Here is a 16,156-nt window from a genome sequence, read left to right as displayed (position 1 = left end):
GTGCTCGACCCTGGTTATCACGATGCCATGCAAGCGGGCAAGGACTTCGCGGCCGCCGGCGCCGATGGCCTGCTCGTGCTGACGCCCTACTACACGAACCCGACGCAAGGCGGCATTCGCGATTACTTCATGCGTTACGCCGATGAATCGCCGCTGCCGATCCTTATCTATGAAATCCCGTACCGCACGCGGATCGCGATTGCCCCCGAGGTACTGCATGAGTTGTCGAAGCATGAGCGGATCATCGGCATGAAGGCGTGCAACACGGACATGTGGCATTTCCTGCGTACCGTTGCGGGCGTGGATGAATCGTTCGCCGTGCTGAGCGGCGAGGACACGTTGTTTCCGTTGCACGTGGCGGCTGGTGCGCGCGGCGGGATTGTAGTGACAGCAACGTTGCTGCCGACTGCCTGGCGAAAGATTTATCAATTGGCTGCGGATGGGAAGACGCAAGAAGCGCTGACGTTGCATCGCTCGCTGATTCCGCTGATGAACATGGCGTTCGCCGAGACCAACCCCGGTCCGATGAAGTCCGTGATGGACCTGATCGATGTCCACGCGCCCGCGATGCTCGCGCCGCTGGTTCAGGCGGAGCCGGGCTTGTCGGCGCGCTTGCGCGTGGAACTGGAGAAGCAGCTCGACCTGTTTGAACGCGGGCTTTGACCCATTGTTCAAGAAGGCTCAACGCTTGTAAGTCGGGAGCCGCGCTTTCGAAATCGAAGTCGCGGCAACTTGCACGTGCTGCGCGAGTTCGGCTTCCACGCGTTCGATTGACCACCGCGATGTGGGCACCGAAATGTTGATCGCCGCCACGGCCATGCCGCCGTGATCCGTGACTGGCGCGGCGACGGAAATATCGCCGAGCACAGTTTCGTTCTCGATCACCGCGTAACCGCGCCGTGTGACCTTGCGGACGCGTTCAAGCAGTTTGTCGGGGTGGGTTTCGGTGTAGTGCGTGAGCGGGTCGAGCGGCGTTTGTGCCAGGATCTCGCGCACGCGCTCGTCCGACAGACGCGAGAGGATGGCTATGCCCGCAGCGGTAAACATGGCCGGCAAACGAGCACCCACCACAATGTCAATGTTCACCAGGTGCTGTCCCGGAAAGCGCGCGACGAATACGATCTCGTGGCCATCGAGTTCCAGCAGATTGGTGGTTTCGCCGAGACGACGGCTGATATCGAGCAGATACGGCGAGGCTTTGTCGATAAGTTCATTGGCGCGCACGTAGTTGTACGAGAACTGCAGCACCTTCGTTGTCAGGCCGTAGTTGCGTGTTTCAGGCACGCGATAAAGGTAGCCGAGCACTTCGAGCGTATGAACAAGGCGTTGCGTCGCACTGCGATCGAGACCGGATGCGCGGGCGATATCGACGAGGGTCATGTGACGGCTGGGGCCGTCGAAGGCGTGCAGCACCTGGAAGGCTTTTTCAGTCGACCCGACGAAGAGCGATGAGCGCTGAGCCGCTTTTTCATCAGGCTTTTCCGGCGTGCCAACGGCGCTTTTGACCATGCTTGTGTAGGGTTTGAAAGTATCGGATTGTGATTATCTCAATTGTAGTGCAATCGAATCACGCGTTTGTAGCCGATTCATGGCCGATTGCTAATTCGTGGAGCATTGATGCTTGCCTCTGTCGCTGAATATCGGATCGCTGCACGGCGGCGCCTGCCGCGCCTTGCGTTTGACTACCTGGATGGAGGCGCCGAGGACGGTGATGCATTGCGGCGTAATAGCGACGCGTACCGGCAGTGGCTGTTCAAGCCGCGCGTGCTCAAGGACGTGTCGCACTGTTCAAGCACGACGGAATTTTTCGGACGTGAAGCGGCCGCGCCGCTGATCGTGGGGCCGACGGGTCTGAACGGACTCTTCTGGCCACGCGCCGACGAACTGCTCGCGCAAACTGCGAGTCGTGCCCGGTTGCCGTTCGTGTTGTCGACTGCATCAACGTCGCTACTGGAAGATGTGCGCGCCGCCGCACCGCAAGGCGACCTGTGGATGCAACTTTATGTGCAACAAGATCGCGGCATTGCCGAGGACTTGATGCGACGCGCAAGCGCCGCGGGTTATTCAACGCTGGTTCTCACCGTCGATGTCCCCGTGCACGGCAAGCGCGATCACGACACGCGCAATGGATTCCGCCTGCCGTTGCGCCTCTCGCCCAAACTTCTTGCCGATTGCGTGACGCATCCGCATTGGTGCTGGCAGATGGCGCGCACCGGTTCCCCGCAATTGAAGAACATTGCGAAGAGCGTGGGCGAGCATGCGGATCTATCGCGTCACGCCGCGATGCTGAGCCGGAAGATGGACTTGACGCTGGGCTGGACCGATCTGGCGTGGGTACGACGGCACTGGAACGGCAAAGTGATCGTCAAGGGCATCATGGGTAGCGACGACGCACTCCTGGCCACTGCGCATGGCGCGGATGGCGTGGTCGTATCGAATCATGGCGGGCGGCAGTTGGGGAGCACGTTCGCGCCGTTGGAACTGCTGCCGGACATAGTGGAAGCAGTGCGCGGAAAGGCGGAAATTTTTATCGATGGCGGAGTGCGGCGCGGCAGCGATGCATTGAAGGCGGTCGCGTTGGGCGCGCGCGGGGTCTTGCTCGGACGAGCGCCGTTGTATGGCCTCGCTTCACGCGGGGAAGCCGGGGCGAGCGAAGTGCTCGCGCTGATGATGGACGAGATGCTGATTTCGCTGCGCTTGCTGGGGTGCCAGGGAATCGGCGATCTCGGTCCGGCGTTTGTCGAGCGCGATGGTTCGCGTGCCGCAGACCTGGTTTATGCAACACGCATGGTTTAGACAACACGATTAGGCAGCCTTATAATCCCGGCCGCCGGAGCGCGTTCACGCCTCCTCGACTGTTACGATTATTTGAAGGATCTATGCCACCACTCCCAGCCTGCCCACTATGCGCGATGGAAAACACCTACGCGGACGCCGATCGCATCATTTGCGCAGACTGCGGTCATGAATGGTCAGCATCAGAAGCCGCTTCAGCCGACGACGACACGAATGCCGTCGTGAAAGATGCCAATGGCAACGTGCTGGCCAACGGCGACTCCGTGGTGCTGATCAAGGACCTGAAAGTGAAGGGCTCGTCAATCACGCTGAAGGTCGGCTCGAAGGTGAAGAGCATCCGGCTGGTCGGCGGCGATCACGAAGTCGACTGCAAGATGGACGCCGGCAGTTTTATGCTGAAAGCCTGCTATTTGAAGAAGGTTTAACGTGCAGCCGGAGTTCGAAAAGCCATCGGCCAAGGATGACTTTTCGAAGAGCTCACGGCACGCGCACAGAACGCGCTTACCTTCCCGTTATTGGATTGCCGTGGTTGTCGGTATCGAAGGTCTGCGACTGGAACGCAAAGAAAAACGCGCGCCACGTTTTGTCCGCATACGCGATCATCAGCGCCCCGTCCTGGTACACGCCGTTATCCTTTTCGTACGGCGCGCCGTTCCCCTGGTTCATATGGATGTCGTGGACGCCATTGCCCGGGACGAATTTGAAATACTGGTCCGGTTTGTTTTCTTCAGGACCCCATCGCGATCCAAATGCGTAAATGATCGACCCTTCCTTGGCCATCGCTGCAACGACCGCGCTTTCCAGTTTGTCTTTCAGGTCATTGGTCGAGCCGGGAGCGTCTGCGGGAACCGGCGTCATTGCCTTGATATCGACCAGGCCGCTGCGCACATAGTCGATGGCGAGACCGCCGGGCGTAGACGGCAGCTTGGTGAAACCGGGCGTCAACGGGCCCAGACCGTTCGTCAATGATTCGGGCAACGTATCCCGCTCTTCGAACAATACCGTTGACGGCGCGTGCGGCGCCGACGACTTGACGTTCGACGCGATCCGGAAAACCGTCGTTCCCGCGTGGACCAGGATTTGATAGTGGTCGTCATCGGCATTGCGAAGATGACCGGTCACGGTGCCCTTAAGCACCCCGTAGTTCACTGCCATGCACCCTCCTCGTGTTAAGACAGGCAGCAACCGCTGCCTCCTGCTTCTTGCACCTTACTCCTGCGCTCGCCCTTGCTCGAACCTTGCGCGCGCCGTTGCCGCGGCCGCCGGGCGACCGAGATCGGGCGCTTCAAAATGTGCAACCTGACGGGTGGCGAGATCGACCGTCACGTAGTCGCTGGGCGACTTCGTAGAACTTCCGTCCGATGTCGCGTGATACTCAATGCGAAGCTGCGCCTGCGTCACGACAATACGCAAATAACCGTAGTGGGTGTCGTCGTAACTTTCCAGGACGACCTGGTCCGTTGAACTGCTGGGCGCCTGGATGACCTGCGGCGCACGCAACGTGGCGTCGCCGTGTTTCGCAAGCTTCGCGAGACCGTGGCCGCCGTTTCCGCACACGAGATAAGGAATATGCGTACCGTCGGCACTGCGCGTGCGAGTGAAGCGCTGATAGTTATGCGCGTGCCCCGACAAGAATGCATGCGGCCAGATCCCGTTCGCAGCGCAGACCTTATCGATCTGGGCCAGCAACTCGACGCTCCATCCGTGCGCTGCGACGGTATAGGGCGGATGGTGATCGGCAATGATCAACGCGCCCTGATAGTTCTCCGACCTGACCCGCTTGAGCGCGGCATCGAGAAACTGAAGCTGGCTTTTACCTACATGCGAATCCGCGATCACGCCCGGATCTTCCAGCGTATTGCTGTACAGCACCAGCACGCGAACGAACGGCGCTTCGAAGGTAAAAAAGACGCCCGGCTGGATCTGCGCGGTACGCGACAAACCACCCGCCTCTGGCGTCACGACGATCTTTTCGGAGCAGAAATTTCGCAGGAAAGCGGCCAGGCTCCTGGCGTGAGCTTCCGGTGAAACCATGCCGTCGTGATTGCCCGCGCAAGCGAGGATAGGCGCCGGATAGTCCCGGTATGGTTCGTAGAACTGGTCGTAGTAGTACTTACCCTCGCCGAAGTTGTAGACCACGTCGCCGAGCAGCAAAGCGAACTGCGGCACTTCGTTCGCGGCCGTCTCCACGAAGTCGGCGGTCATCTTGTCCGCCACCTGGTTCTGCGAGGCCGGACCGCTCGTGTTGCCGCAATCGCCCGTTGCATGAAAAACGAGCTGGCCGCCCGCATTAATCCGGTCGGCGGCGCTCACATTGCCTCCCATCACATCGGCCAGCGTCAGCGTTGGCTCCACTCCGCCTCGCGGCGCAGGGAACGGCAACGGGAACAGCTTGTGTTCAGCATTGAGTTTGTCGATCTCCTTGTAGGCCGCGTTATCGGAAGGATGGGAAACTCGGAATACGGTCGGGTCGGCGGTTGCCTGTGGCTGGGCAAAAACTGGCTGCGCGAGCACGCGGAACCCGAGCGGGTTTTTCTTGCTGGCCACGCCCGGCGATTGCGCTTTGCCGCCGTGCTTTCCTTGCGCGGTTACGCGGCGTGTGGCCGACAATTTGCGGCTTGCTTTCTCGCGACCACCCTTCGTGTTCGACTTTGCTTTCGTCGGCATTCATCCTCCTGGCAGCAATCGATCGATGTGTGCGAGGCGAGGTGCGCAGTACGTTCATTGCGCTCATCGCCGGCCGGTTCGACAAGCTGTCCGCTGAGAAGTGCCATCGAAACGGCGAGCGTCGAAAAACATCCGTTCAATGTCCGGTTGCCATCAAAAAGTCATTAAAAAGGCGTACCGGCAGCGATCATTTGCGGCGCCTTTCGCCTTATGTACGGTCGCAGACACATCGATTTTTGTGAGCGGTATGTAATGTCACCATCGCGACTCTTTCGTCGCGTACAGTGCACCGTTCGACCACCGTAACCGCTTATCAGGTCCTGCGACATTCATGAACGCACCTTCCCTTTCCGACCACCACGTCAGCGATGCCCCCGATAGCCAACGGGTAGGCCGCGCGTTCGCGGCCAGGCTCGACATGACCATCAAACGTTCCGGACTTTCGTCTGGACGCGTGGCGAAATCACTGGGTGTCACTGAAGGAGATGTGGCGCTATGGCGCGCGGGCATCACGCTGCCGCGAGCAGCCGACTGCCGTCGCTTGTCGGAACTCCTGCACGTGGAGATGGCGTGGCTGAACGGTGGGCCGAAGCCAGTTGGGGAAAGCGAGCGCAGGTCCGACAGGGTGAACGCTATCGCATAGCGGCGATGCGAGTCATCAAGGACTTGTTGCCTTCGCCATGCGCCGGACAATTGCCCGGCAGAATCCGCCACGAAGAAGTAGCGCGCATGACCCGGATCGGATCATGCGCGATGCGCCGTCGCGGCAAGGTTTGCCGCTCTCGAAGCTGCGGCATTCGCTGTCGCTACGCGGTCAGACGCGCTGCCGTATCGAAGAACTCAATCCAGCGCGTCACCAAGCCGTCCTTGACCGTGCAGATGTGAACCCACTCCGACTCGAATGGCTTGCCGGTTTCTCTGAGTATCACCCGGACAAACCCGAGAACGACAATATGCTCGTTCGCGTCGATAAACTCCCGGGGTTCGAACACCGTGATCTCCCCGTCCGCGACCAGCTCCTTGAAAAATTGGCCGACCTCCTGCCGGGTACGGCACTGCGTTGGAAAGGGCAATGAGGCGGGGCCTACAATCCGCCAGTCGACCGTCGGCGCGATGCACTCGAGGACTGCCTCGATGTCGCGGCGTCCGAACGCCTGATAAGCCCGCTTCACAACAGCCATGGGCGTGTCCATGAATTCCTCCTTGGGGTGAAAGGATGGCGCGAGACGGTCTACCGGACGAATCGAGTTATCGAAGGTCGATGCTGGTCGGCGGAGCACTTTCATCAAGGCTGCGCCGTCGCCAAGCGGGACCTCACCTACGCTCGACACGCCGTCCCACGTGAGACGGTCAGCCTCGCAATGCCTTAACGCAGCGGCAGCGTCGATAACCACGCATGCCGGTCCATTAAAACGGTTCAGTTCGAATGACCGGGGGTTTCCCCTGCGTCAGGATTCGCAGGTCATGAAGCAGGGAGAATCATCATAAGAACGGGTATGGTTCGGCGTCTTCCAGCTATGCCCGACCTTAAGTGCAATGCCATAACCGGCGCGATGAACGGTGTTATAGGTCGTACCCGGATATAAATCCAGGGTGTCGAGTGCGGATCGACTGCAGCAACACCCGGACCTTCTTAAACAAGGATGCCTAAGTATTAATCAGCTTACTTCGAACGTTCCCTGCTGGCGGCAATACGACAGTCCGGGTGAGCCAATTCGATTTGTCTGCGGGGAAGCCAATGCGTGAGCGAAGTGGTTCAGCGCTCGTCTACGAAGCAAAGCTCCAGCGCGATTTGCCCATTGCCTTCGCGACGTTGAGCGCCTTGTCGGCGGCATTGAGTGCCGTCAGCACGTCGCTGCCGTGATCGGGAATCAGCGCCACGCCAATACTCGCGCCAACATTGACCGTGACCTGCGCGGTCAGCGCAAACGATGCAGACATTTCGCTGATCAGGCGATCCGCGAATGCCGCCGCTTCCTCATGGTTGCGCGCGCTGACCGTGACGACAAATTCGTCACCGCCAATTCGAAACACCATGTCCTCCGGTCCCTTCAATGCGTTGAGACGGCCACCGATCATCACCAGCAACAGGTCCCCCGCCTCGTGGCCGTACTGGTCATTAACCGGTTTGAAGCCATCCAGGTCGATATAAAGAACAGCGGTTTTTACGGGGCCGTCCGACGCGGTTTTGTATCGGGTCTGCGACGCATGGATCAATCCGGCGCGATTCGGCAAGCTGGTCAGCGCATCATGGCGCGCACGGTGATCGTTCTCCCGTTCTGCTTTCATGGTCGAAACGAGCAGTCCATTCAGCCGAAATGCGGCAATGCTCATTGCGACGAGGTAGAACGGAATTTGAATCAGCGTCAGGCTCAGGATGAGCTCTTTGGACATCGCCGCTGCAATACAGCACGGGCCGAGGGACAAAAAAATCATGATCCCGACCAGCCGGGGCGCGCCGAAATTCCGGAAGCAGATGCCCCCCACCATCGCGGCAGCGGACAAGCAGGAGAGCGTGGCGGCAATCCAGTCGGCGCTCAGGATACTGATAAATGCACCGTAACCCACGCTCGCTCCCCAAAGAACGCCGAGGAGCAGATAGACATCGGTGAAAGTCGGCTGTCCGCGCCTCGCCGCACGATGCGCGGCTACCAGCAGGATCAGGCGCGCGCTGCACAGGACGACTTCGATCACCACCCACGCGATAAACGCAGGGCTGGGTTCGCGCAGGGCAATCATGACCGAGACTGCGATGGTGTTAAGAACACCGCCGGCGAAAATAGGCAGCGTGCCAAACAAACTTCCGATCAGCGCGACCCGGATGTCATCGGGTACATCGGGGCCGGAATAACATAACCAGGTTGTGAATCTCCAGCGAGGCAAGCTAAATGGCGCTATTTTCGTATCCATGGATCGATTCATTTTATGCGCGACTGCCGTGTCATATTTGCTCGTCACGGCTAAGGCGCTCATCCGAGCGCCTTAGCCGAATAAGCGGCTATTCTATACTTGGCTTAAGTTACGCGATTGCGCGCACTGCAATGTCAGCGGTATGGATAGCAGCCATTTTGTAGAGTCGATTACAGGATCATCTCCGCCTAGGGGCAATATCGCCGATGCGGATTTCGCACGCTTCGTTAAAGCACGTAACTCAAATCGGATGTTCAGTCGGCCGCTTGTCCGCCACGACGGGTGCCGAACGCTGCGAATTCGATAATCTTTATACTTGGCAAATGCGTAGAGGTCGCGGCTCGGGGCCTGAAGCGCCGAAAGTGCACGGGGTTAACACGCCGACTTCCTGACATGGACGCGGCGTAAAGTTTGAGCGCACGCAAGAGGGTTCTTGACTTGACCCGCGTTCGCCATTCTACTTACGCCCCTACGGGGACCCTGTCGGGGAATGTCTGCCGAAGGCGTTACATGAGGAGAGCAATGCGCGGCCCAACCAAGAAGCAACTGACTTTGATCGAACTGGTCGACCAGGGCTTAAGCGTCGAGGAAATCGCGACGCGCACCGGGAAACTGGTGGCATCGGTTCATAAGCAATTGAACCGGGTTCGACGCAAAGTGCGCGAAGGGCATTTCGCACCTTCCCCTCTGCCCATCGAGCGCGCCGCGGCGACCCCGCGCGTCTATCTCGCGGGCTTTGACGTCTTCCGCAGTGACGCGCTCAATCACGGCCAGCACCTGAAAGCGCTCTGCCAGGCGCGCGGAATGATCGGTCTCTATCCGCTGGACGGACAGGTTCCCGATGAGCTTGAGCCCCGTGCAAAAGCGCAGTGGATTTGCCGCGCGAACATGGATGCCATTCGTTCCGCCGATGTCGTCCTCGCCAACCTGAATGACTTTCGCGGAGTCGGCGAGCCGGACAGCGGCACCGCGTTCGAAGTCGGTTTTGCCGCCGCGCTCGGCAAGCCGATATGGGCGTATACCGATGACGACCGCTCGCTGCTCGAGCGTGTATCGGTGAAGACAGACGAATCCGCTGCGTATTGTGCAAACGGTTTCGTAGTCGAGGACTTCGGCTTGAACATGAATCTCATGCTTGCGTGCACCGCCCGTGTTGTTGTGGGCGGCCCGCAAGCTTGCCTGGACGCGATGCTCGCAAGCGGGCAGTTCTAATCGTTTTTAATCGTTAGCGGCCATTGGCTCAGTGAAGACCGCCTAGTGAAGACCGCCTAGCGAAAACCGCCTAGCGAAATAGCGGGCTTGCCGTCGAGCCTTTGGGCGCACCTGCGATATCCGACCGCACGATCACCGCGTATCTTCTTTCGGATTGAACAACGCGTAAGCCGCATGGCTCCCTGCCTGCTCCTTAACTAAGCCCGCACTATCGTAATACCCGCGTCCTCTAGCGGCTTGGTCAATGCAAGCTCCGCCGCTTGCTCGACGATGATCGTCTGAGCCAGCGTGATGTCGCCGATCACGTACTGCGACGCGGCGTTGATCTTATCGGATGACGCCAGCACCACCGTTTCCGCCGCACGAGCGGCAAGGGCGCGCTTGACGAACGCCTCCTCGAAATTACCGGTACTCAGGCCTGCAGTCGGATGCACCCCAGTCACGCCCATGAAATAGATGTCGGCCTGGATATGCGACATCGCTTCAACGGCGGCGGCGCCGACTGTCACGATTGAATGCTTGTAAAGCCGGCCGCCGATGACAATCACTTCAATCAACGGATGATCGACCAGCCCGACGGCGACGCTCGGACTATGCGTCACCACCGTTGCCTGTAAATCGTGCGGGATCTGGCGGATAAGTTCAGCGGAGGTCGTACCGCCGTCGATGATCACCACCTGTCCGGTCTCGATCATGGCCGCCGCCGCGGTGGCAATCGCGCGCTTGGCCGTCGACTCCAGGCCTCTTCGCTCAGCGAACGGCGCCACGGCCGTAGAAGCGGGCAGCGCGCCGCCGTGAACGCGCTGCAGCAAACCCTCGCCGGCCAACTCACGGAGATCGCGCCGCACCGTGTCTTCGGATACCCCGAACGTCTCGCTGAGTTGTTTGGCGAGCACCTGTCCATCACGCGCCAGGGTTTTGAGAATCGCTTTCTTGCGTTGGGAGGTCAGCATGGCATTTGCACGAAATATCTTGATATTGCACGAACTTGCACGATACCATGACTGCTCCTTTTGCGCGACGTGGAGTTGATGACATGGTGGCTACAAAAGACAGGGTTCGCATTATCGACTCGACGGTTCTGTCCAACGACTGGTACGTGCTGAAGAAGACGACATTCGACTTCCAGCGCCGTGACGGGGCGTGGCAACGTCAAAGCCGCGAGACCTACGATCGGGGCAACGGAGCGGCGATTCTGCTGTTCAATCGCGACCGGCGGACCGTCGTGCTGACCCGGCAATTCAGGTTGCCTGCGTTCGTCAACGGCCACGACGGCATGATGATCGAGGCGGCCGCCGGACTGCTCGACAATGCCTCGCCGGAGCAGCGAATCCGCGCCGAAGCGGAAGAGGAAACGGGGTATCGGGTGGAGAACGTGCAGAAGGTTTTTGAAGCGTACATGAGCCCCGGTTCCGTGACGGAGAAGCTGCATTTCTTCATCGCCGAGTACGACGCTTCGACGCGCGTGGGACACGGCGGCGGCGTGGAGGCAGAGGGCGAGGATCTTGAAGTGCTTGAGCTGACGCTTGATGATGCGCTGAGTGCGGTGCGTCGCGGCGAGATCGTCGATGCGAAAACCATCATGCTGCTGCAGTTCGCCGCATTGAACCGTGTGCTTGAAAGGAGTGCGCCGTGAGACCTCAACTGATACTCATCGCGGGACCGTACCGCAGCGGCACGAATGGGGACGCCGCGTTGATTGCCGGCAATCTTCATCGGCTTGAAGAGGCTGCATTGCAGGTCTACCGGCTCGGACATATGCCGATGATCGGCGAGTGGGTAGCGCTTCCGCTAGCGGTTGCGGCTGGCTCCAAAGCGGTAGGCGACGCGATCAGCGAAACGTTCTTGTACCCGGTCGCGAATCGCCTGATACGGCAATGCGATGCGGTGTATCGAATTGACGGCGCATCCCAAGGCGCCGATGCCGATGTGCGTCTGGCAGAAGAACTCGGATTGCCAGTTTATAGAAGTCCTGATGATATTCAGAAGGTACCAACTAACACCAACGCGCCTCACATCCCGTAAAAGAGATCAACACAAGACCCGCGCTCCAGGGCGCAGGTCGGCGCATTCCATCGTTCAGTTCACGCTGAAACTTAGGCTAGTGCGGCAAGCCATAATCCGGGCACGCCGCTCATCTTCCTGCGGCGCGAATTCACCGCTCCGACCGATGAAAACTCCCCTTGCCCGAGAACCAGACACCTTTGTTGATCTGATCCTCCTCCTGCTGCTATCGACGCTATGGGGTGCTTCGTACGCGTTGATCAGGATTGGCGTTGAGACTATTCCTCCCATCACGCTGATTGCCGCAAGGACCTTGATCGCGGGATCAATTCTGTTGGGCTGGATGATCTTGAAGGGGATTCCGATGCCTCGCGACCCCGTAATCTGGCGGCGGTTTTTCGTGCAGGCAATGCTAAACAGCGTCGTGCCTTTTACGCTGATAGCGTGGGCTGAACGCTCGGTGGAAGCGGGACTCGCCACCATTCTGAATTCAGCTTCCCCCGTTCTCGCCTTTCTAGGAGCATGGCTGATCACGCGCCATGAATCGGTCACGCCCCGGAAGTTATTCGGCGTCACGGCAGGGCTGGTTGGAATATGCCTCGTCGTGGGTACGACCGCGTTTCACGGGCTGGGGAATCAACTACTGGCTCAGTTGGCTATTGTCGCTGCAACGGTCTGCTACGCAGGCGCGGCGCTCTATGGGCGTTCGTTCAAAGGATTGCCCGCGGCCGCGCCCGCAGCAGGGTCGCTACTCGTTGGGGCCGTGCTGCTCGTTCCTGTCAGTGTCTTCGTTGACAAGCCCTGGACCCTGCATCCGTCGAACCATTCGCTCGTAGCGCTGATCGCACTTTCGGTCTTTTCAACCGCATTGGCGTTTCTGGTTTATTTCCGGCTGGTGCAGACCCTGGGACCCGTCGGGACCACCGCGCAAGCCTATTTGCGAGTACCGATCGGGGTAGCCATAGGCGTGGGGTTCCTGGGTGAAACGCTGGCACCGTCGGCATGGTCGGGCCTGGTGTGCGTGGTCGCCGGCGTTGCCGCCATGACAATCCCTTCGCGAAAACCCAGTCCATTAACGACTTAGCCGCCGACGCAATGACCGACGCTGGCGGAGATTCCGCGCCTTGGCGTTTTCCCCTAAGCAAGCCTCCAAACAAACACAACTACGCCAGAAAACGCTCATCGATTAGCGGCAATATCAAGCCTTCGACATGGAGGTTGGATCATGGTCTCGCTGCAATTGCTGCTCGTCTTTATTGGGGCCCTCGCGATCGTCTACGCACTCCCTGGCCCGGACATGGCGCTCATCCTGCAGAGCAGTTCTTCTCATGGCCTGGAGCACGGGCTTTCGACCGCTGCCGGTCTGGCAATCGCCCGCAGCCTGCATGTGACGTTGTCGGCGCTGGGCGTTGCAGCGTTGCTGCGCAGTGCGCCGTGGCTCTATGAAGGCGTACGGATTGCCGGAGCGCTTTATCTCGCCTACGTGGCGATCCAGATTTTCCGTTCGCCGGCGTTCGGTCTCGACGACAACAATGTGACGTCGAAGACGCGTCAGTCGTTGCGCGCCTCGCTGTCGAAGGGCGTGCTGAGCAGCCTGCTCAATCCGAAAGCGCTGCTGTTCTGTTCGGTCTTGCTACCGCAATTCGTGCACCCCGAGGCAGGCGCGGTCTGGTCGCAGGTTCTTGAACTGGGCGTCGTACTAGTCGTGATCGGCGCGGTGTTCGACACAACACTGGCGTTCTCCGCCGTGCGGTTGTCGCGCTGGTTGCGCAGTCATCCGCGCGCTCAGGTCCTGCAGCGCTGGACGTTCTCGGCCGCGTTGCTGGCGTTTGCGTTGAGGTTGTCGATTGAGTGAAATGGCTTTCGGCCCGCTTGTTTAAACCAGCGGGCCGTCGACTTGCTTGCTCCTGATCGCCACCAGTATTGAACTGCCGACAATCAGCAAGATACCCAGCAGCGACACCATGCCGACCATCTCTCCCCAGACCACATAACCAAAGATCGCCGCCCAGACAATGCTCGTGTAGTTATACGGCGCGAGTGCGCTTGCATCGGCTTGACGAAACGCCATGGTCAACAGCAATTGCCCAGTGCCTGCCAGGACACCGAGCAAGGCCATGACGCCGAGGAAATCGAGCGTCGGCGTTTGCCACGCGAAAAAAAGCGAAAGCCCGCTGACAAGCGCGCCGATCGCGGTGAAGTAAAGCACGGTGACACTCGAATCATTCGATGCACGGATACGCTTGATTTGCAAAATCGATAACGCTCCGAACACCGCGCTTGCTACAAGAAGCACCGGGCCAAGCCAACTCGTCTGATCGCTGCTTGGACGCACGACCAGCAGCACGCCGATAAACCCGATCGCAGCCGCGCCCGCATCACGTCGCCTTAGCGTTTCCTTGAGAAGCAAGGGCGCCAGCACGATCACGAAGATCGTCTCCGAATAGACGATAGCAACCGCTTCGCTCAAAGGCACGTAAGGCAATCCCGCGAAGAACAAGCCAAGTGCGCACAGCAAGGTAATCGCGCGGAGTGTCTGCGCCCGAAAATCCAAAGTCCTTAGCCGCTCGCTCAATGGTTTGCCTTGCAGGCACATTGCGAACGCGGGCAATAGGCCGAACACCATTCGAAAGAACGTGATCTCGTTAGCGGGGTATTTCAGGCTGACCGACTTAGCCAGCGCATCGACCACGGCAAAGCAAAACATGGCGGCGAGAATTTGCATGATGCTGCGCAGCGGCACCGCTCTGCTTTGGGCGATAGATGAAGACATAGTGATGACAGCTCGAAGGAAACGCGGCGTCTCCGCGCAAGCGTCCCGGGATAAAGCAGGTGGCCGTGAACGATAGCTGCCAAGCGAAATATGACCGCTTAAGTCGAGCGAATCCGATACGAGAACCGGCTTGTCTGGACACCGCGTAGCTTATCACCGGATGACGGGGCATCAGGTGATGCTTTTGCTCACGCTATTGATCAAAAACGACGCGGTGTTTTCGCCCGGTGACGGATTAAATCATCTTGCTGACGGCTTAAGGCATTCCTCTTTAGCGGGAATGTGCTTAGCGTGATGGGTGAAGTTCGGATTTAGCTTTAAGACGTCCGGCACGCCGGACGCCGAAGCGTTTGCTTACGCCGTTGCATCGCTGGCAATAATGGCGCCTTCCTCTTTTAGCGCGTGAATCCGCTCATCGGAGAAACCATATTCCCGCAGCACTTCCGCCGTGTGCTGACCTAGCAGCGGCGCGGGCATAGGGGACTCGGTACGTCCATCAGAGAAGTGAATCGGCAAGCCCAGACCGCGCATGCGCCCCGCTACCGGATGCGTCGTCTCGACAATCATTCCGCGCGCCAGCGCTTGTTCATGCACCACCGCTTCGGGCACGCCGAGCACTGGCCCCGACGGCAGGCCGATTGCATCGAATGCGGCAAGCCATTCGTTCGTCGTTCGCTCGACGAGCCTCGCTGTCAGGATTTCGACCAGCGCTCCCCGATATTTCAAGCGCCCGGCATTGGTCCTGAAACGCTCATCCTCCTCAAGCCCCGGAATATCCAGCGCGCCGACCAGCCGCTCGTAGTTGCTCTGATTCGCCGCGCCGATATTCACCCAGCCGTCGCGGGTCCGGAAGGCCTGATACGGCGCGCTGGTCGGATTAGCGGAGCCTGCCTTGGGCAACACGGTGCCATCAGCGAAGTAGTTGGCGAAAGCCCAGTACATCTGCTGCAAACCCGCTTCGAATAGCGAGGTGTCGACCATCTGGCCCCGCCCGGTCTGTTGCTTGGCCGAGTACGCCGCGCAAATTCCAAGCGCGGCGAGAATGCCCGCGTTGATATCGGTGACCGGTGAGCCTGCCTTGATCGGCGCCTGACCCGGTTCGCCGGTCATGCTCATGAGACCGCTCATGCCCTGCGCGATCAGGTCGAAACCGCCTTTGTCGGCCATGGGTCCGCTACGGCCAAAACCCGATATCGCGCAATAGATCAGGCCGGGATTTTCCGCCTTGAGCGCTTCATAACCCATACCGAGTTTTTCCATCGTGCCACGACGGTAGTTCTCGGTGACCACGTCGGCGGTGGCGAGCATCTTGCGCAGCACTTCACGGCCGCCCTCTGTCTTGAGGTTGATGGCCACACCGCGTTTGTTGCGGTTCACGATCATGAACGACGCTGACTCTCCCCCTTCCAGGATGGGGGCGAAGCGGCGACAATCGTCACCGCCGGGAATCTTTTCGACCTTGATGACGTCGGCGCCCATGTCGGCGAGCATCATTCCGCACACCGGGCCCGACATGATGTGAGCCAGTTCGATCACCTTCATTCCACTTAACGGACCCATGGTCATTTCCCTATGAAAGTTGGTTTTGACTTCGCTTCGAATGCCGCCACGCCGATGCGCAAATCCTCGGTGTCGAAGCAGTCGAAACTCGTTTCGATTTCATCGGCGGACAGCGGCGCCGGGTCGGCTAAGCGGCGGGCGGCCTGCTTGTGCCAGCGTGCGACAAGCGGTGCGCCCCGGCTGATGCGCCGTGCGGTGGCGAGCGTTTCGGCTTCGACTGCATCGTCGGCTACC

At 59.5% G+C, this 16,156-nt stretch carries 17 protein-coding genes and 1 pseudogene; 9 read left to right on the top strand and 9 right to left on the bottom strand.

Going from position 1 to position 16,156, the window contains the following annotated elements; genetic code table 11:
- On the top strand, positions 1-663 hold a 663-nt coding region (locus JWR14_RS01585), incomplete at its 5' end, for a dihydrodipicolinate synthase family protein (RefSeq protein WP_299700187.1).
- A gap of 18 nt (positions 664-681) precedes the next feature.
- On the opposite strand, the gene JWR14_RS01580 is transcribed toward JWR14_RS01585, so the two are convergent.
- Entirely contained in the window at positions 682-1,509 is an 828-nt protein-coding gene (locus JWR14_RS01580) for an IclR family transcriptional regulator (protein WP_277045168.1), read from the bottom strand.
- A 108-nt stretch (positions 1,510-1,617) separates the two neighbouring features.
- Between JWR14_RS01580 and JWR14_RS01575 the strand changes: the two genes are divergently transcribed.
- Positions 1,618-2,796, top strand: a complete 1,179-nt coding sequence (locus JWR14_RS01575) for an alpha-hydroxy acid oxidase (protein ID WP_299700183.1) — start codon at positions 1,618-1,620, stop codon at positions 2,794-2,796.
- Positions 2,797-2,879: 83 nt separating this feature from the next.
- On the top strand, positions 2,880-3,221 hold the full coding sequence (locus JWR14_RS01570; RefSeq protein ID WP_277045164.1) for a zinc ribbon domain-containing protein YjdM: 342 nt from the start codon (positions 2,880-2,882) through the stop codon (positions 3,219-3,221).
- A 76-nt stretch (positions 3,222-3,297) separates the two neighbouring features.
- On the opposite strand, the gene JWR14_RS01565 is transcribed toward JWR14_RS01570, so the two are convergent.
- Entirely contained in the window at positions 3,298-3,951 is a 654-nt protein-coding gene (locus tag JWR14_RS01565; protein WP_299700175.1) for a YukJ family protein, read from the bottom strand.
- A gap of 54 nt (positions 3,952-4,005) precedes the next feature.
- Complete coding sequence (locus tag JWR14_RS01560; protein WP_299700172.1) at positions 4,006-5,463, bottom strand: metallophosphoesterase; 1,458 nt, start codon at positions 5,461-5,463, stop codon at positions 4,006-4,008.
- 331 nt (positions 5,464-5,794) lie between these two features.
- On the opposite strand from JWR14_RS01560, the gene JWR14_RS01555 reads away from it, so the two are divergent.
- Positions 5,795-6,106 (top strand): hypothetical protein, encoded by a 312-nt coding sequence (locus JWR14_RS01555; protein ID WP_299700169.1) that lies wholly within the window; start codon positions 5,795-5,797, stop codon positions 6,104-6,106.
- Positions 6,107-6,269: 163 nt separating this feature from the next.
- Here JWR14_RS01555 and JWR14_RS01550 read toward each other — a convergent pair whose 3' ends face one another.
- Positions 6,270-6,857, bottom strand: a complete 588-nt coding sequence (locus JWR14_RS01550; RefSeq protein ID WP_299700166.1) for a nuclear transport factor 2 family protein — start codon at positions 6,855-6,857, stop codon at positions 6,270-6,272.
- A 373-nt stretch (positions 6,858-7,230) separates the two neighbouring features.
- Entirely contained in the window at positions 7,231-8,373 is a 1,143-nt protein-coding gene (locus JWR14_RS01545) for a GGDEF domain-containing protein (protein WP_299700164.1), read from the bottom strand.
- A gap of 522 nt (positions 8,374-8,895) precedes the next feature.
- Between JWR14_RS01545 and JWR14_RS01540 the strand changes: the two genes are divergently transcribed.
- Complete coding sequence (locus JWR14_RS01540) at positions 8,896-9,585, top strand: nucleoside 2-deoxyribosyltransferase (protein ID WP_299700162.1); 690 nt, start codon at positions 8,896-8,898, stop codon at positions 9,583-9,585.
- A 197-nt stretch (positions 9,586-9,782) separates the two neighbouring features.
- Here JWR14_RS01540 and JWR14_RS01535 read toward each other — a convergent pair whose 3' ends face one another.
- Positions 9,783-10,538 carry a DeoR/GlpR family DNA-binding transcription regulator gene (locus JWR14_RS01535; protein ID WP_299700159.1) on the bottom strand — a complete coding sequence of 252 codons (756 nt, stop codon included), beginning with the start codon at positions 10,536-10,538 and terminating at the stop codon, positions 9,783-9,785.
- Between the two features lie 83 nt (positions 10,539-10,621).
- Between JWR14_RS01535 and JWR14_RS01530 the strand changes: the two genes are divergently transcribed.
- The 4 genes from JWR14_RS01530 (at position 10,622) to JWR14_RS01515 (ending at position 13,444) form a co-directional block, all read left to right on the top strand.
- Positions 10,622-11,221 (top strand): NUDIX domain-containing protein, encoded by a 600-nt coding sequence (locus JWR14_RS01530; RefSeq protein WP_299700156.1) that lies wholly within the window; start codon positions 10,622-10,624, stop codon positions 11,219-11,221.
- Positions 11,218-11,610 (top strand): DUF4406 domain-containing protein, encoded by a 393-nt coding sequence (locus tag JWR14_RS01525; RefSeq protein ID WP_299700153.1) that lies wholly within the window; start codon positions 11,218-11,220, stop codon positions 11,608-11,610. The genes JWR14_RS01530 and JWR14_RS01525 overlap by 4 nt, the downstream gene beginning before the upstream one ends.
- Before the next feature lie 145 nt (positions 11,611-11,755).
- On the top strand, positions 11,756-12,673 hold the full coding sequence (locus JWR14_RS01520; protein ID WP_299700150.1) for an EamA family transporter: 918 nt from the start codon (positions 11,756-11,758) through the stop codon (positions 12,671-12,673).
- A gap of 141 nt (positions 12,674-12,814) precedes the next feature.
- A complete protein-coding gene (locus JWR14_RS01515) occupies positions 12,815-13,444 on the top strand; it encodes a LysE family translocator (protein WP_299700147.1) in 630 nt (209 codons plus the stop codon).
- Between the two features lie 21 nt (positions 13,445-13,465).
- Here the strand turns inward: JWR14_RS01515 and JWR14_RS01510 are convergent, their stop codons facing one another.
- From JWR14_RS01510 to JWR14_RS01500, 3 genes and pseudogenes are all read right to left on the bottom strand, one after another.
- Positions 13,466-14,362, bottom strand: coding sequence for a DMT family transporter (locus tag JWR14_RS01510; protein ID WP_299700144.1), 897 nt, complete (start codon positions 14,360-14,362; stop codon positions 13,466-13,468).
- Between the two features lie 354 nt (positions 14,363-14,716).
- Positions 14,717-15,922 (bottom strand): CoA transferase, encoded by a 1,206-nt coding sequence (locus tag JWR14_RS01505; protein ID WP_299700141.1) that lies wholly within the window; start codon positions 15,920-15,922, stop codon positions 14,717-14,719.
- A gap of 2 nt (positions 15,923-15,924) precedes the next feature.
- Positions 15,925-16,156 (bottom strand): annotated as a pseudogene (locus JWR14_RS01500) (enoyl-CoA hydratase/isomerase family protein); the annotation flags it as partial.

It is taken from the genome of Caballeronia sp., from assembly GCF_028292365.1.
In the GTDB taxonomy this organism is placed as follows: Bacteria; Pseudomonadota; Gammaproteobacteria; order Burkholderiales; family Burkholderiaceae; genus Caballeronia.
This window is presented reverse-complemented; position numbering and strand designations above follow the sequence as displayed.

Excerpts from the sequence above, each read along its gene's own strand:
- JWR14_RS01535 (WP_299700159.1), bottom strand. The coding sequence starts at position 10,538 with ATGCTGACCTCCCAACGCAAGAAAGCGATTCTCAAAACCCTGGCGCGT.
- JWR14_RS01565 (WP_299700175.1), bottom strand. The coding sequence starts at position 3,951 with ATGGCAGTGAACTACGGGGTGCTTAAGGGCACCGTGACCGGTCATCTT.
- JWR14_RS01515 (WP_299700147.1), top strand. The coding sequence starts at position 12,815 with ATGGTCTCGCTGCAATTGCTGCTCGTCTTTATTGGGGCCCTCGCGATC.
- JWR14_RS01505 (WP_299700141.1), bottom strand. The coding sequence starts at position 15,922 with ATGGGTCCGTTAAGTGGAATGAAGGTGATCGAACTGGCTCACATCATG.
- JWR14_RS01575 (WP_299700183.1), top strand. The coding sequence starts at position 1,618 with ATGCTTGCCTCTGTCGCTGAATATCGGATCGCTGCACGGCGGCGCCTG.
- JWR14_RS01570 (WP_277045164.1), top strand. The coding sequence starts at position 2,880 with ATGCCACCACTCCCAGCCTGCCCACTATGCGCGATGGAAAACACCTAC.
- JWR14_RS01520 (WP_299700150.1), top strand. The coding sequence starts at position 11,756 with ATGAAAACTCCCCTTGCCCGAGAACCAGACACCTTTGTTGATCTGATC.
- JWR14_RS01580 (WP_277045168.1), bottom strand. The coding sequence starts at position 1,509 with ATGGTCAAAAGCGCCGTTGGCACGCCGGAAAAGCCTGATGAAAAAGCG.
- JWR14_RS01560 (WP_299700172.1), bottom strand. The coding sequence starts at position 5,463 with ATGCCGACGAAAGCAAAGTCGAACACGAAGGGTGGTCGCGAGAAAGCA.
- JWR14_RS01530 (WP_299700156.1), top strand. The coding sequence starts at position 10,622 with ATGGTGGCTACAAAAGACAGGGTTCGCATTATCGACTCGACGGTTCTG.
- JWR14_RS01555 (WP_299700169.1), top strand. The coding sequence starts at position 5,795 with ATGAACGCACCTTCCCTTTCCGACCACCACGTCAGCGATGCCCCCGAT.
- JWR14_RS01540 (WP_299700162.1), top strand. The coding sequence starts at position 8,896 with ATGCGCGGCCCAACCAAGAAGCAACTGACTTTGATCGAACTGGTCGAC.
- JWR14_RS01545 (WP_299700164.1), bottom strand. The coding sequence starts at position 8,373 with ATGGATACGAAAATAGCGCCATTTAGCTTGCCTCGCTGGAGATTCACA.
- JWR14_RS01510 (WP_299700144.1), bottom strand. The coding sequence starts at position 14,362 with ATGTCTTCATCTATCGCCCAAAGCAGAGCGGTGCCGCTGCGCAGCATC.